The sequence below is a fragment of the Opitutales bacterium genome, from assembly GCA_013215165.1.
GTDB lineage: Bacteria > Verrucomicrobiota > Verrucomicrobiia > Opitutales > JABSRG01 > JABSRG01.
The window spans coordinates 23,120-35,547 of the sequence record JABSRG010000042.1 but is presented as its reverse complement, the minus strand read 5'-3'; the positions used below and the strand labels follow the sequence as shown (position 1 = coordinate 35,547).

The 12,428-nt window shown below is 50.9% G+C and carries 17 protein-coding genes; 8 read left to right on the top strand and 9 right to left on the bottom strand.

Features of this window, described 5'->3' with window-relative positions:
* Nucleotides 1-743: 743 nt before the first annotated feature.
* From HRU10_10225 to HRU10_10210, 4 genes are all read right to left on the bottom strand, one after another.
* The gene (locus tag HRU10_10225) at nucleotides 744-1,079 is read right to left on the bottom strand and encodes a hypothetical protein (protein ID NRA27609.1); all 336 of its coding nucleotides are present in this window, start codon (nucleotides 1,077-1,079) and stop codon (nucleotides 744-746) included.
* A gap of 85 nt (nucleotides 1,080-1,164) precedes the next feature.
* A complete protein-coding gene (locus HRU10_10220) occupies nucleotides 1,165-1,482 on the bottom strand; it encodes a hypothetical protein (protein ID NRA27608.1) in 318 nt (105 codons plus the stop codon).
* A 313-nt stretch (nucleotides 1,483-1,795) separates the two neighbouring features.
* Nucleotides 1,796-2,140 (bottom strand): hypothetical protein, encoded by a 345-nt coding sequence (locus tag HRU10_10215; GenBank protein NRA27607.1) that lies wholly within the window; start codon nucleotides 2,138-2,140, stop codon nucleotides 1,796-1,798.
* Between the two features lie 727 nt (nucleotides 2,141-2,867).
* The gene (locus HRU10_10210; protein NRA27606.1) at nucleotides 2,868-3,851 is read right to left on the bottom strand and encodes an ABC transporter substrate-binding protein; all 984 of its coding nucleotides are present in this window, start codon (nucleotides 3,849-3,851) and stop codon (nucleotides 2,868-2,870) included.
* Nucleotides 3,852-3,950: 99 nt separating this feature from the next.
* Here HRU10_10210 and HRU10_10205 point away from each other — a divergent pair, with 99 nt between their 5' ends.
* The 7 genes from HRU10_10205 to HRU10_10175 all read left to right on the top strand — a co-directional run bounded on the left by HRU10_10205 (nucleotide 3,951) and on the right by HRU10_10175 (nucleotide 8,733).
* Complete coding sequence (locus HRU10_10205; GenBank protein ID NRA27605.1) at nucleotides 3,951-4,292, top strand: hypothetical protein; 342 nt, start codon at nucleotides 3,951-3,953, stop codon at nucleotides 4,290-4,292.
* Between the two features lie 109 nt (nucleotides 4,293-4,401).
* Complete coding sequence (locus HRU10_10200) at nucleotides 4,402-4,638, top strand: hypothetical protein (GenBank protein ID NRA27604.1); 237 nt, start codon at nucleotides 4,402-4,404, stop codon at nucleotides 4,636-4,638.
* On the top strand, nucleotides 4,635-5,021 hold the full coding sequence (locus HRU10_10195) for a type II toxin-antitoxin system VapC family toxin (GenBank protein NRA27603.1): 387 nt from the start codon (nucleotides 4,635-4,637) through the stop codon (nucleotides 5,019-5,021). Before HRU10_10200 ends, HRU10_10195 begins: the two co-directional genes overlap by 4 nt.
* A gap of 598 nt (nucleotides 5,022-5,619) precedes the next feature.
* On the top strand, nucleotides 5,620-6,102 hold the full coding sequence (gene moaC, locus HRU10_10190; GenBank protein NRA27602.1) for a cyclic pyranopterin monophosphate synthase MoaC: 483 nt from the start codon (nucleotides 5,620-5,622) through the stop codon (nucleotides 6,100-6,102).
* A 55-nt stretch (nucleotides 6,103-6,157) separates the two neighbouring features.
* The gene (locus HRU10_10185) at nucleotides 6,158-6,622 is read left to right on the top strand and encodes a hypothetical protein (GenBank protein NRA27601.1); all 465 of its coding nucleotides are present in this window, start codon (nucleotides 6,158-6,160) and stop codon (nucleotides 6,620-6,622) included.
* Between the two features lie 168 nt (nucleotides 6,623-6,790).
* Nucleotides 6,791-8,182 (top strand): tRNA (N6-isopentenyl adenosine(37)-C2)-methylthiotransferase MiaB, encoded by a 1,392-nt coding sequence (gene miaB / locus HRU10_10180; protein NRA27600.1) that lies wholly within the window; start codon nucleotides 6,791-6,793, stop codon nucleotides 8,180-8,182.
* A gap of 11 nt (nucleotides 8,183-8,193) precedes the next feature.
* The gene (locus HRU10_10175; protein ID NRA27599.1) at nucleotides 8,194-8,733 is read left to right on the top strand and encodes a hypothetical protein; all 540 of its coding nucleotides are present in this window, start codon (nucleotides 8,194-8,196) and stop codon (nucleotides 8,731-8,733) included.
* On the opposite strand, the gene HRU10_10170 is transcribed toward HRU10_10175, so the two are convergent.
* Both HRU10_10170 and HRU10_10165 read right to left on the bottom strand, forming a co-directional pair.
* Complete coding sequence (locus tag HRU10_10170; protein ID NRA27598.1) at nucleotides 8,730-9,125, bottom strand: type II toxin-antitoxin system VapC family toxin; 396 nt, start codon at nucleotides 9,123-9,125, stop codon at nucleotides 8,730-8,732. The two genes, HRU10_10175 and HRU10_10170, sit on opposite strands and share 4 nt — an antisense overlap.
* Nucleotides 9,122-9,382 carry a hypothetical protein gene (locus HRU10_10165; GenBank protein ID NRA27597.1) on the bottom strand — a complete coding sequence of 87 codons (261 nt, stop codon included), beginning with the start codon at nucleotides 9,380-9,382 and terminating at the stop codon, nucleotides 9,122-9,124. Before HRU10_10165 ends, HRU10_10170 begins: the two co-directional genes overlap by 4 nt.
* 279 nt (nucleotides 9,383-9,661) lie before the next feature.
* Here HRU10_10165 and HRU10_10160 point away from each other — a divergent pair, with 279 nt between their 5' ends.
* The gene (locus HRU10_10160) at nucleotides 9,662-10,360 is read left to right on the top strand and encodes a hypothetical protein (protein NRA27596.1); all 699 of its coding nucleotides are present in this window, start codon (nucleotides 9,662-9,664) and stop codon (nucleotides 10,358-10,360) included.
* On the opposite strand, the gene HRU10_10155 is transcribed toward HRU10_10160, so the two are convergent.
* The 3 genes from HRU10_10155 to HRU10_10145 all read right to left on the bottom strand — a co-directional run bounded on the left by HRU10_10155 (nucleotide 10,326) and on the right by HRU10_10145 (nucleotide 12,419).
* Nucleotides 10,326-10,952: a hypothetical protein gene (locus HRU10_10155; protein ID NRA27595.1), complete on the bottom strand. Its 627-nt coding sequence runs from the start codon at nucleotides 10,950-10,952 to the stop codon at nucleotides 10,326-10,328. The genes HRU10_10160 and HRU10_10155 overlap by 35 nt on opposite strands.
* A complete protein-coding gene (locus tag HRU10_10150; GenBank protein ID NRA27594.1) occupies nucleotides 10,952-11,980 on the bottom strand; it encodes a 5'-methylthioadenosine/S-adenosylhomocysteine nucleosidase in 1,029 nt (342 codons plus the stop codon). The genes HRU10_10155 and HRU10_10150 overlap by 1 nt, the downstream gene beginning before the upstream one ends.
* A gap of 100 nt (nucleotides 11,981-12,080) precedes the next feature.
* Complete coding sequence (locus HRU10_10145) at nucleotides 12,081-12,419, bottom strand: P-II family nitrogen regulator (GenBank protein ID NRA27593.1); 339 nt, start codon at nucleotides 12,417-12,419, stop codon at nucleotides 12,081-12,083.
* Nucleotides 12,420-12,428: the final 9 nt, after the last annotated feature.

Genomic DNA, 12,428 nt, shown 5'->3' with positions numbered 1-12,428 from the left:
TGAGTGGAACTTGCCGATATTGCAGGGCCACTTGACTGGTTACAGGTTTCGTTTGTCTACACGCCCATACAGATAGACGATGTGTCGATGTTGCGTTGCTGTTTCTTCGGTCCTTCGCTCCGCCCAAGTTTCCAAGGGCATCATCACTACTACGACCTCTGCTGACTTCTGCGCTGTGGCGTAAGCCACAGCACAGATCTCCCCGGGTAAGGTGCATGAACTTTCGACCCGTGCCGCCGGATTCTACATGGTGCGCCTTTCGCAGACGGTTGGATTTTGCGTTTCCTCGCACGCTCATCGCTCGCACCCTGCCTCACTATCCGTTCGTGTTCCTACGGTCGTGTCTTTGCTACAGGCTTCTTTCAGCTTGGCCTCACGGCGTCCACCTTGCCTTTCACTACGGTTACTGTCTGTGTTTCCGATCATTTCGTTTCATATGATTAGTTCATGCCCATGCCGGGCACACGAGGGCGGCGCTTCGCCGGCGCCGGAGTGCCTCGTGTGCCCCCGCTTCCAAGACTATGGTGGAACTGGGATAGTGCGTTGATAGGCAGGAGAGAGCTTCTTTATTGTTGGCTATTGTGTTCTCTGACGATATCTCCGGCGAAATTCAAAACGCATAGGGCATGCGTAGCGTTTCCAAGATCGAGGCCGAGGGTGTAGGTGTCTTTGTTAGCGTTTTCCATGACGAGAAGGGATCAGATTCTGTGCCGCCTTCTCATTCATTCTGGTTCTGCCCTTTGTTATTTCCAATGGTGCCACCAGTTTCCAGATGATTCTCTATCAACAGTCTCTTGGGATTCAAAGCCGATAGAAACCTCATTTCTTCCAGATATTGGATAGTTATATTTGGTAAGCAATTCTCTTAGTTCTTTGTTTAGAGCTGATTCGCGCTCAAGTCGCTCCTTCTGCTCATCGCTCTGCACGCAAATCCAATAAACAAGGTGCTTGGGGTGTATATCGTTTGCTCCGTAATGTGTGACCCAATGCTTCTCTTCTATTTCTTTTGATACCCGTTTTTCGATAGCCTTTTCGATAAGCTGTGTGGTCTTTTGGATGTCTGTTTTGAAGAGATTCATTTTTTCTACAGAACGTTCAGGATAACCTATAGCTGGAAGGAGTGAAGCGAATGGACGCTATTAGGTTGATCCGTTGGTTAGGAGTTTAGTCGGTTATGTCTATAAGTGTGATTTTCATGTCTTTTGCGACAAAGTAAGTTTGAGACTGTGATGTGTCAAAATCAGTGATCAGCAAAATTTTCCAGCCCCATTGTTTTGGAGCATTTTTGTTCAGTTTCATTTCTATATATTTTACTTCTCTAGGAAAAGTATTTTTAGTTTTATCTTCTCTTACTTTACTTTTATGAAAATTTTCGATTGTTGCTTTAAGGGCTTCACTTATGGAACAATGAGGCTTTGGAATTGGATCAGGAATACCAAAGACTGAGCAACTAAAGAAAATTAAGATTATAAATTTTTTCATATATTTAAGTCTCCTAACGCGAAGGATGATCGACGGCGCGCTAGCGACGTTGATCACTCCGTCTGGTTGGCATTGTTGAATTCTTCAGGTGGTGGTGGAGGGGGAGGAAGCTCTAGTGCTGGTCTTTGGTCTACATATGGTGTGAGGAGTTCTCGTAATGCGTCATATCCTTCGTCGGTCAAATCTGCATAAAGTTCTATCTTACCTGCGTAGGCTTTCATCTCATGACATCCAAAGCATACAAAATAGTATATGGTTTCTCCCTTACTTTGGACTTTCACACAATAGTCGGGGTGGAATCCCCCGCAGAGCTTCAATCCTCCGAAGACTTGGTATGTTTTTTGTTTGAGATTATGTCTCTCAGCTTCTTTTCGTCATCTGGAGTGATTTTTAGGGGGCGTTCGTAAAAACTGAAACCATGTAGCTTGAAGGTTTCTTTCTCTTTGATCTCTTCCTTTAATTTCTCGCGCTCCCAGCTCGGATGGGGTAACCCTTCGATAAGCTCAAGATGCTCAAACTGTTTGGCAGCTTTAGTGAACTGAGGAAGTCTTTTGAATCCATCTTGGTGTTCTTTCATCATTTCCTCGTAGCTACTGGAAGCTACGAGATGTCCGATGGCCAAAACGCTGATGATTGTGCTGATCAACCTAGCTTTCATTTCTTCTGCCAACAGTTAATATTATATCAACGAATCGTCGTCATATCACCGTTTCTCGGGCAAGCACCACGTCCATATATTAATATACAAACATCTATTTATCAATGGATTGTGTAATTTCATGTGCGTGATATTGGAAAAGGCTAGAACGATGGTGAGCGGAGGCGAGGGTTTTCTTCTGAGCAGCGCTGCGCGTCGCATCATACCTCATCGCAAAGCCCAGTATCCGTATTGCTCCCTTGCGTGAAACCTTTGCTACCGGAAGCATTTTGCACCAATTCGGTGGCTTGGATTGTCTGACCTTGCCGAGGTTATGGGTCACGTCAAAGCGTGCCCCTCCAATCATTGAGGGCGATGGAGGGCGGCGCTTCGCTGCGGGTGTGATTTCGATCGATGTCAGCAGCCTGTGTTCGTGAGAACTTCTATCGGTAAGATACATCTTTTCGGCTGCATGTTTTCCTTAGAGAGTCTGGTAGTTGACGGCCCGGCGCTTTCGGCGAAAACGCCCTACCTGAAACGACATCGGGTGGGGCCGCCTCGCCGAGGGGGCCGAATACCAGAGGTAAGATCAAGCCACAGCGAGGATCACTGTCATCATATACTTCGCAAAGAGAGGCTGTTTTTGACGTCAGTCGAAATCACACCGCTTCGCCGCCACCGAAAGGGGGGTTGCATTGCTATGCCCCAATTCAAAGGCAGCCTGTTCTTACGCTACAGGCCCCAAGGCTTAGGGGCTGGGTAGGAACTGTTGCTGGAGTAAGGTCTCCATATCGACTTCGGCGTCGATCTGGCCGCTCTCGCTGAGGCCGGCGAGGACGGTTTCGACGACCGTCGGATCCATGGGCTCGAATAGATAGCCGCCTTCCGGGATCATGAGCTCGGTGATCTTTTGGAGGGACCTTATCTGGTAGGCACGGTCGAGCTCGGGGTTGTATTTTTCGATGATGAGGTCGACCGTTTCTTCGGGGTTAGCCAGCGCGTAGGCCCAGCCATCGCGGGTTGCTTTGAGGAAGGCGGATACGAGCTCGGGATGGTATTCGATAGTGTCACGATGGGTGAACATGACTTGTGAGTAGGCGCGGTAGCCTTGGTCTTTTGCCAGAAATACCCCGGCGTTGTCTCCCACCATCTGCTCTAGCTTCACAAACTCGTCGATGTAGTAGCACTGCAGGGCGTCAGCGCTACCGTCGAAAAGCTGACTGGGGTCGTAGGACGCCTCGAAGGTCTCAAAATTTGATATGTCCTCTCCTGCGGCAATAAGCAGTTCGTTCAAGATGCGCGCTCCATCCGGATGAATGCCGACGCGCACTTTAGGGAGATCGGTGAAGGCGGCGACGGGGCCATCTTTTAAATACATCCAACCCATGGGGCTGTCCTGGAACATGGTCCCCAGCGCGACGGCAGGCTGACCCGCAGCCACATCGGCCAAGAGGACGTTGAGCTCAGAGCAGCCGAGACTAATGAGCGGCTCGGCCAAGGTCGAAGGAACGGTGTCGGCCTGAGTAACACCGGCACGCATCTGCACTTCAATGCCAGCGTCTCCATAATAACCCTGCTCGATGGCTTGATAGATGCCCGCAAACTGGGCATTGAAAATCCAATCGAACTGCATGACAACCGGCGTAAGTTCGGGAGATGGCTCGGGCACTGTTTTGCAACCGGTGACGGCCAGAGACATAGCGAGGAAGAGGGAAAGCGATGAACGGATCATACAGCGACTGGAAACAGCTTGGGTGAAGAATCAAGCCAGAGGATCAACCAAACTGTCGATTCCGTCCTTCAATCTGAGCCATTTTGCTGTTTTAACAAAATGATGCTCCGCTGCCTAAGCGTGTGTCTCAGCCTTTTTCTTGGATCTCTTCTGGGTGCACAGACCGGGGGTGTGGCGGGGAAAGTTACTCTGCCTGAGCGCGACAATATCAAGCGGATGTCGGCACGCTACCGCGACGCAGATGCCCGTTTCCTAGGTGAGCCGGCACCCATAATCGCTGTCGTTTATCTCAACAAACAAGGCGAGCGTCCAGCTGTAGAGCCGCTAGCCGAACCGGCTCTCATGCTTCAAAAGGGGCTGCAGTTTTTGACAATCCGTAGGGTGATCGCGAGAGCGATTGCCTTGGGCACTCATGTTCAAAAAACTATACGAATTGAATAGCCAGTAGAATGCGCAGAAACCCGCAGAAAGCTTTTTCTATTTAACCCATTTCCCAGTCTGATAGCAAGAGCCCGTTGACATAAATCCACTTTGGAACCTTTTTGGAACCATGCACATAACACTCAAAGAGCTTCCTGCTGATTTACACAAAAGATTAAAAAATATGGCAGAGATAAATGGACGCAGCTTGAACCGCCAAATCATTCATTTATTAGCCGCAGCGACATCCCCTCAAAAAACAAATGATGCGGATCTTTTGCATCGGATCCGGCTGAACCGAGAAAGAAATCGAGTTCCGATAAGCCAAGAGTTTTTACAGAACGCTATCAAAGACGGGCGTTCATGATCGTCGTCGATACAAACGTTATCGCATATCTGCTCATCGAGGGAGATCAAACGGATGCAGTCGTGAAACTGCGTGAAAGCGAATCGGATTGGATCGCACCGCGTTTATGGCTCGATGAATTTCTGAGTGTTTTATCTAATTCGGAGCGGCAAGGAGTGGTGTCTTCTGAGGTCGCGGACCAAACCCTGAATCTAGCTTGTGAAATGATGGAGGGGCAGAGTTATAATCTTCCTGCTCAACGAGTGCTTTCCACCTCCCGACGAACCGGGTGTTCGGCGTATGACAGTCAATATGTCTGCCTGGCTGAAGATTTGGGCCTAAAACTGTATACCTTCGATAAAAAGATTTTGACTGTATGTCCAAATCTAGCGTTCAGGCCGTAGAGTCTTTAATAAGATGAAGCGGGAGGCTCCATTCTCTGTGCTTGAGCAAACGATTGGTTTTCAATCTAAAATGGATTTCCCTAGCTGCTTAGACTCGCTTTGCTTGGCTGCCCGATGCGACTTGGGAGATCGGTGCATCAAATCAAAATGCAGTATTCCCATCAGCGGCAGGACGCAGATTCCAGAATGCGGAGCATTTCGTGGTTACGGAGGTATCGCTGCGTCTGTGGTTCTTGGATTGCACAAGGAGGTAGACAGCCTTAGCTTGAGGCTATTCTGGGATATATGGAACGGAAAGGACGGTTCGCCGTAATCGACAGACTCGGCGCTGCGGCCCTACCCGTAGGATGACGGCGATAGCCGTTGCCTGACCTTGGGATCTGAGCACCCGTTGGCAATCGCTCTCGCGATCACCCTACACTACGTCGATTCTCTAATCATCTTTGAGTGTTTATATTCAATCTGAGGCATTCTGTGTTTCAGCAACTGCTCCGGCGGCGACGAAGCGCCGGCCTTCAAGGCTCTTTGTAATACAACAAATCCTAATAAATTGCTTTGTATCTTTGCCTCTTTGCGGGAGACCTAGAGTTTGATGACCATGAGCCCTGATTTTTCACATATCGACCCCGCCTCCAATCAGCCTACGATGGTGGATGTCTCTGGAAAGGCCGTCACTGAACGCACGGCCACAGCTATAGGATACATTGAGGTGCCCGCCGTGGTGATGAACCAACTACGCGATGGGGATATTACGACCAAAAAAGGTCCGGTATTTCAGACAGCGATCATCGCCGGCACCCAGGCGGCCAAACGCACGGCAGACTGGATCCCTTTCTGCCATCCCTTGCTGCTCGAAAGCATCAAAATATGCATCCGTCCCGAGCCAGACCAGAGTCGCATTCGTATCGAGTCGACCGTTAAACTCAGCGGAAAAACCGGAGTTGAAATGGAGGCGCTCACCGCAGTATCCGCCGCAGCTCTAACAGTCTATGATATGTGCAAAGCGCTGAGCCAAGACATGCGCATCACGGGCATTGAGGTCGTCAGGAAGACCGGCGGTAAATCAGACATCGGCGCTTGAGGCATTGACGTCCCCAGCGGCCACCCGCCATTTCTAAGCTTCAATAATGGAAACTATGCTCATCAATTTTGCCACCCTACTCATCTGGGGCGTGCTGGGATGCCTGTTCTCTACCATCATATTCCGCATTGCTTACAAATTCGCGATTAAGGAACGACTTGGATTCGGGAATGCCTTCCTGACGATGCTCATTGCATCGGTTATCAATCTGATCGCGTCGACCGTGCTTCAAGCTGTCTCAGTACAAGACCCCTCTCAGATGGGCGAGCCAGGTTATCTTTTGGCTACTTTGACGATTGCTTTCGTGATCCAGTCTATCGTCATCCACCAGCGGCATCAGATAGGAGTCGGTAAGGCGTTTTGGGTGTCCTTAATCATGATTCCTGTGGGATTACTTGCCGCCATCGTCATGGGCCTGATCGTCGCGGTCGTTCTGTTCGTGCTCTCGGCGTTCTTCGACTTCAATTTTGACTTTTTCGACAGCGTGCCGGCTCCGTCGCCCACACCGACGCGGAATTAGAGCGTGCTAAGACTATACTAGCGGATAGCCGTAACCGGAATTCAAGGCGGCGACGAAGCGCCGCCCTCCAGCACTTTGCCACGACTCATTCAATAGGATCACCAGGAAGCCCGTCGTCATTGACAAGTATCCCCTTGTCGTTCATCTCCTTACGACTCCCAACACACGATGAACCGCGTATATATCAAGACTTACGGCTGCCAGATGAACGAGCGTGACTCCGAGGCAGTGGCTGCGATGCTCAGAGATCGCGGCTATTCAATCGTGTCTACAGAGCATCAAGCGGATGTTGTCCTGCTCAATACTTGTTCGGTGCGCGACCAGGCAGAGCAGAAAGCTATTGGGAAAGCGGGGCACTTATCTGCCAATAAGCGAAAGAAACCCGACTATGTTTTAGGGATCATGGGTTGCATGGCTCAAAACCGCGGCGAAGGGTTGTTGAAAAGCCTGCCCGACCTCGACCTGGTCGTCGGCACGCAGAAATTTCACCAGGTCCCCGATCACCTGGATAACATCATACGCTCGAAACAAGGCCTCGGGCCCAAACCAAATACTATCGTCGATCTCGACGAAGAAACCGGATCCCAAAACACCATTCGAGCCCACCTCGGCACGGAGCGCAAAATCAGCGCATTCGTTTCCATTATGCAGGGCTGCAATATGAACTGCGCCTATTGCATCGTTCCCAAAACGCGGGGCCGCGAGCGTGGTCGCCCCATGGACGATATCGTAGAAGAAGCGCGCGAACTGGCGGCCAATGGCACCAAAGAAATTACCCTACTCGGCCAGATCGTAAATCTCTACGGACGGGATTTCTTAAGAAGGGAAAACGGCAAAAGCCCGTTTGTGCGCCTCATCGAACGCGTTCACGCCATCGATGGCATTGAGCGGATCCGCTTTACCTCCCCGCACCCAGTGGGCTTCCGCAAAGACCTCATCGAGGCCTACCGCGATCTACCCAAGCTCTGCGAATATATCCATTTCCCAATGCAGAGCGGCAATAACCGGATTCTCAAGGAAATGCGGCGCACCTACACCCGCGAGCGTTTTCTGCGCATCATCGAAGACCTGCGCACTGCAGCACCACAGATGGTCTTTTCTACCGACATCATCGTCGGGTTTCCCGGAGAAACGGACGCTGAGTTCGAAGATACAGTATCACTTTTTAAAGAAATCGGCTTTCCCATGGCCTTTTTGTTTAAGTATTCAAAACGCACAGGAACCGATGCTGCCGACCGCGGAGACCAAGTCCCTCAAGAGGTGAAAGAAGCGCGCCTCAAAGTGCTCCTCGATATCCTAGAAGACCAATCGATACAGTATAACCAAAGCCTCGTCGGCACCACTCAGGAGATTCTTGTGGAAGGTCCAGCTCGCAAGGGTGAAAGTAAATACATGGGACGGACACGGGGTCACCGCAAAGTCGTCTTCACCGGTTCAGAGCGCCTAGTTGGCGAACTGGTCGAAGTGCGTATCAACGAGGCCTCAGTGAGTACGCTGATGGGTGATCTTGTGTTGGAAGGCATAGAAGACGCGGCACAGCTGCGTGTAGCTGCGGTCTAGCACCCCACGTCATGTCACTTTTCCTCGCCAACCTCATCGTCGGCCTGCTCACGCTGGCACTCGGAGCTCATTTTTTATTCGGAAACGCTACGAGCGAAAAAATCGCCCGGGCTTTTCCACGAAACAAGTCTGCAGCTTACGTCCTGATCGCGATCAGCGCCGCTTGGTTCCTCTTCCATGTATCGCAGCTCGGCGAAGCAGACTTCGGCAACCACAAGGATAAGCTTCTTATCGTCTTTGGCGTAGGTGCATTACTCAGCTTTATCTACGTCCCCGATTTCCTGGCTGTGCGCGGGTTAGCAGGCCTGGGCTTATTGGCGGCATTTGTATTTCTCGACGCTGCCTACATGCAGTGGGATTTTCCTCAAAGACGTTACATGGCGGGAGTGGTCTATGTCGGCATAGCCTTGGCGATCTACCTCGGCGGCATGCCTTATAAGATGCGTGATTGGCTCGACTGGATCTACACCAGCAAAAGCCGTACACGCGGCATCGGAGCATTTATCTGTGTCGTTGGTCTCTCCCTGACCGCGACGGCATTTACCTATTAGAACGCACGAACGTCCAGGGTGCGCACCTGCGGCAAATACTCAAAATGCTGATCACCAGTGGCTAATACACAGCCGTGTTCAATCGTCGACGCAGCGATCCAAATGTCGTTTTCAGGAATCGGAGTGCCTTGTTTACGTAAGTGTTGTTTAAGTTCCGCATAAACCGCGCTGGTAGACTCCATTATCGGCACAAGCGTCACAGAAGAATGCTTGAGAAACTGTAGGAGTCTGGCTTCGTTGTCAGATGCGCGGCGTCCTCCTTTGAAGCCATCCCGCAGTTCGCCCAATACGATGGGAGATAATAGCACCTCCTCTGCACGTGTAATCGGCTCATGCCACAGCCCTTGGCGCAACCATCCCGAGTAGGCGTTAGTGTCGAGAAACAGCTTCACTTCCAGTCGTCGGGATTAACTTGTTTCAAGTCATCACTCAAAAATCGCGCCCAATACTCTGTCTCGGCCTCAGAGTTATCAGGGATACTTCCTGAAAACTGCTCAAGCCCGTTTGTTTTGTCCTCTCCAGCTAAACCCAATCCAGACTGCAGAGCATCAACGAGGACTTGATTCATGGACTCACCACGCAACTGGGCTTTTCGCTTGGCTTCGGCTATCCACGCTTCCTTCACTCGTCTGATTGTTACTTGAGCCATGCATACACTTTTATAAGACGAATGCATGCAGTCAACTTCGGATAGCCTAAGCTAACTCGGAAAGATGTTACCCAATCTGTGGGAAACTGGTTTAGCTCGAGTTCTGTAATTAGAGTGATGGCGACAGCCATTGCTTGGCTTGAGCTTTGAGCCAGCCCATGGCAATCGATCGCGGCAACTAAGACCGGAAAAATCTACCACATATACTTCAAGGCACATCAAATCCCTGATGAACACTGACCTGGGGCGCGATGGCATAAGCGATGCTAAGTCTTGGGTATGGAAGTCTTGGTCCCGTTTTGCCGTAACCGGCTGACTGCCTGCGATGTGCAGTTTATCGACCAGGTATTGTCTCAGGGAGACACTAGTAGCTCTGCCCTTCAAGAGCTTCTGGGCGATGATCAATCACGCGACCTGGTCCTCGACAACGAGGCACTGTATGAGAGCCTCATCACCATCTCGGAAGTGCTCCCCGTTTCACCCCAGCTGTACTTTTATGTTATCGTGCGGCGTTTACTCAGAGATGCCAAAATTGATGACCGCGATGCCGCCGACTACGTGGCGTCTTTACTCACCACGTTGGCCAATGTGTCGCGGCGCAACCGTCATGGCCTAGGTAGAAATATAGCCTACTTCTACATCAGCGAAGCCATGGAGCATATTGAACGGACACCACGTGAACGCCGTTTCTACGTCCGAGCGCGCGTCGCAAACCTATCTCTCATGGTGACTAGCCTCTTTGATGCTCATCTCAGACAACGCGTAGAGCGTAAAGCGGCTCCCAGTCCAGAAGTTTATGCCCAGATGGGTATCAGCCAGTTTGAGCGGCTGTCGCATCATCAATTATCCGGTCTCTTTCAATTGAGTGATACCTTCGACCTCCTTGCGAAAGAGTTCCGTAAAGTCCGTTCATGCCTTCAAGATATGCAAGAGCGGGTGACTTTTATTGGGGATCTGGTGCTCCCTGATGTAGCTTGAGCAACGCCGAGGCTACCGACTGGTAAGGGCTCAAAATCGACTCCCAAGTCTCGATCGGTGGAAGTGTGAGTTTTAGGCCATCTTCTACAGTCTGCCATTCGATCCCCAGATGCGTTAAAACATCACTCAATTCAGCACTCATTCCCGGATAGAGTAACACAGGAGTCTCCACCCCGCGAAGACTGCGCCGGATTTGATAGGTCCCCAAGCGTAGTTCTTTGGCAATTGAGCCTGCTTGATCGAAAAAGGAGTCCGCCTGTTCAGGTCGCACCTCCGCTAAGACTTCGCTGACTGCAACAAGCAAGAAGCCCAACCACCGCGGCTCGATCGGTATGCGATCCGGCTCCGCCAAGTTCTCCAAAGGCAAGCCGTCCGCCAGATAAACAACCGATCCTTCAAAAGCCTCGAGGGCATCACCTTCTCGGTAGGCGAGAGCTAACTCAGACCGCTCTGCCGTATCCACTAAGATAACAGCGTCGCTCCCGACGGCTTGAGTAATCCATGCCACTAATGGACGGGGAGCATAGACAGTCAGCGGACCATTTGCCCTGACGCCCGAGATAAACACCAACAGCAGAGCCAGATACCTCATCAATCTTCAGCAATCTCTTTTAGCAGAGCGAACAGGACCTTAGCTGCATGTTCAGAAGCCAAGCCGTCGTAGACATTCTCATCGTTCTTACCCTTTTGGCCCCCTGCCAAGTCACTCACGCCGCGCACGATAACCCAAGGGAGTTCATTGATCATACAGACCTGACCCACAGCGGCGGACTCCATCTCCGTAACTTCCGCAGTGTAGACTTCGCGTGTCCATTCACGATACTCAGCATTATCGACAAATACGCTTCCCGTCACCCCGTTGCCGCCCACCATCAATTGGGCAGGGCGATCACCGACATAAAGTGTTGGCATTCCAGCGACCGCTTCCCGAGCGGAGGCAATAAGCGAGTCCGTTGCCGAAAAGTAAGGCGTGCGTCGGGGCCGATCCCAACCTTCTTTGATCACGGAAACCTCGTCGGGAAAGATCATACCGATATTTGTATAGTTGGGCTGCGTCGGATCTCCCTCGTGAAGGTCTTTGTAAAATCCCGAGTTATCCGCGTAATAGTCAGCGAGAATATAGCCGCTCTCTTCCGTATCAGATGGGTTAAAATAGGCTGACTCGTCATGATAATACCAACGCTCAGGCACCACGACGTCGCCTAGGTCGAGCTCCGGATTGATGGCTCCAGCGATACCAGAATAGAGAAGTCGCTCGAGCGGGAAATAATCGATGGCCATCTGTGTCGTCATCGCTGCGTTGGCAATGCTCATGCCAGTCACAAAGAGGACAATGGGCTCTCCGTATACCTCACCGACATGGTAGGTCACTCCTTTGCGTTGGATAACCTGGTCAATCTGGCCTTCGGGCATGCGCTCAATCTCAGCAATCAAGGCTACGATCTCTGGCCGATAAGCTGCGACCACCGCTGTCCTTGGTGTCGGATCGCCAATCAAATACGGGCTAAACCCAGCCTCACTGACTGATGAAGAAGTGTGGCCACAGCCAGTCACTAGGAGTGAAACAATAACAGCGGCGATCAGGGCGCCGAGGGTTCTGGGAGATAGACTATTGAGCATATCATGGATAAGAGCACTCCTGAGACCATCAGCAACACTGGGTCAAAAAAAAGCCGTGACTCAAAGGAGCTACGGCTGAACTAAACTTGATGAAAAACAGCTAGATCGCTTCTTCGTTTGTCTCTTCAGTCCGGATACGATAGGCAGCCTCGTCTGGAAGCACGAAGATTTTTCCGTCCCCGATTTTACCGCTCTTGGCATTCGATACGATCGCCTGAACTGCTTTGTCCACAATATCGTCTACGACGACGACCTCAATCATGACCTTGGGCTGGAAATCGACTGTATACTCGGAGCCACGGTAAATTTCCGTATGACCCTTTTGCCGTCCAAATCCTTTTACCTCAATGGCTGTCATGCCTTCGATACCGAGTTCAGATAGGGCATCCTTAACATCTTCAAGTTTGAATGGTTTGATGATCGCTTTGATCAACTTCATGAGAGATTC

Excerpts from the sequence above, each read along its gene's own strand:
- HRU10_10150 (NRA27594.1), bottom strand. The coding sequence starts at position 11,980 with ATGCTCAATAGTCTATCTCCCAGAACCCTCGGCGCCCTGATCGCCGCT.
- HRU10_10195 (NRA27603.1), top strand. The coding sequence starts at position 4,635 with ATGATCGTCGTCGATACAAACGTTATCGCATATCTGCTCATCGAGGGA.
- HRU10_10165 (NRA27597.1), bottom strand. The coding sequence starts at position 9,382 with ATGGCTCAAGTAACAATCAGACGAGTGAAGGAAGCGTGGATAGCCGAA.
- HRU10_10145 (NRA27593.1), bottom strand. The coding sequence starts at position 12,419 with ATGAAGTTGATCAAAGCGATCATCAAACCATTCAAACTTGAAGATGTT.
- HRU10_10210 (NRA27606.1), bottom strand. The coding sequence starts at position 3,851 with ATGATCCGTTCATCGCTTTCCCTCTTCCTCGCTATGTCTCTGGCCGTC.
- HRU10_10185 (NRA27601.1), top strand. The coding sequence starts at position 6,158 with ATGCTCATCAATTTTGCCACCCTACTCATCTGGGGCGTGCTGGGATGC.
- miaB (NRA27600.1), top strand. The coding sequence starts at position 6,791 with ATGAACCGCGTATATATCAAGACTTACGGCTGCCAGATGAACGAGCGT.
- HRU10_10160 (NRA27596.1), top strand. The coding sequence starts at position 9,662 with ATGGAAGTCTTGGTCCCGTTTTGCCGTAACCGGCTGACTGCCTGCGAT.
- HRU10_10155 (NRA27595.1), bottom strand. The coding sequence starts at position 10,952 with ATGAGGTATCTGGCTCTGCTGTTGGTGTTTATCTCGGGCGTCAGGGCA.
- HRU10_10215 (NRA27607.1), bottom strand. The coding sequence starts at position 2,140 with ATGAAAGCTAGGTTGATCAGCACAATCATCAGCGTTTTGGCCATCGGA.
- moaC (NRA27602.1), top strand. The coding sequence starts at position 5,620 with ATGAGCCCTGATTTTTCACATATCGACCCCGCCTCCAATCAGCCTACG.
- HRU10_10205 (NRA27605.1), top strand. The coding sequence starts at position 3,951 with ATGATGCTCCGCTGCCTAAGCGTGTGTCTCAGCCTTTTTCTTGGATCT.
- HRU10_10175 (NRA27599.1), top strand. The coding sequence starts at position 8,194 with ATGTCACTTTTCCTCGCCAACCTCATCGTCGGCCTGCTCACGCTGGCA.
- HRU10_10200 (NRA27604.1), top strand. The coding sequence starts at position 4,402 with ATGCACATAACACTCAAAGAGCTTCCTGCTGATTTACACAAAAGATTA.
- HRU10_10225 (NRA27609.1), bottom strand. The coding sequence starts at position 1,079 with ATGAATCTCTTCAAAACAGACATCCAAAAGACCACACAGCTTATCGAA.
- HRU10_10220 (NRA27608.1), bottom strand. The coding sequence starts at position 1,482 with ATGAAAAAATTTATAATCTTAATTTTCTTTAGTTGCTCAGTCTTTGGT.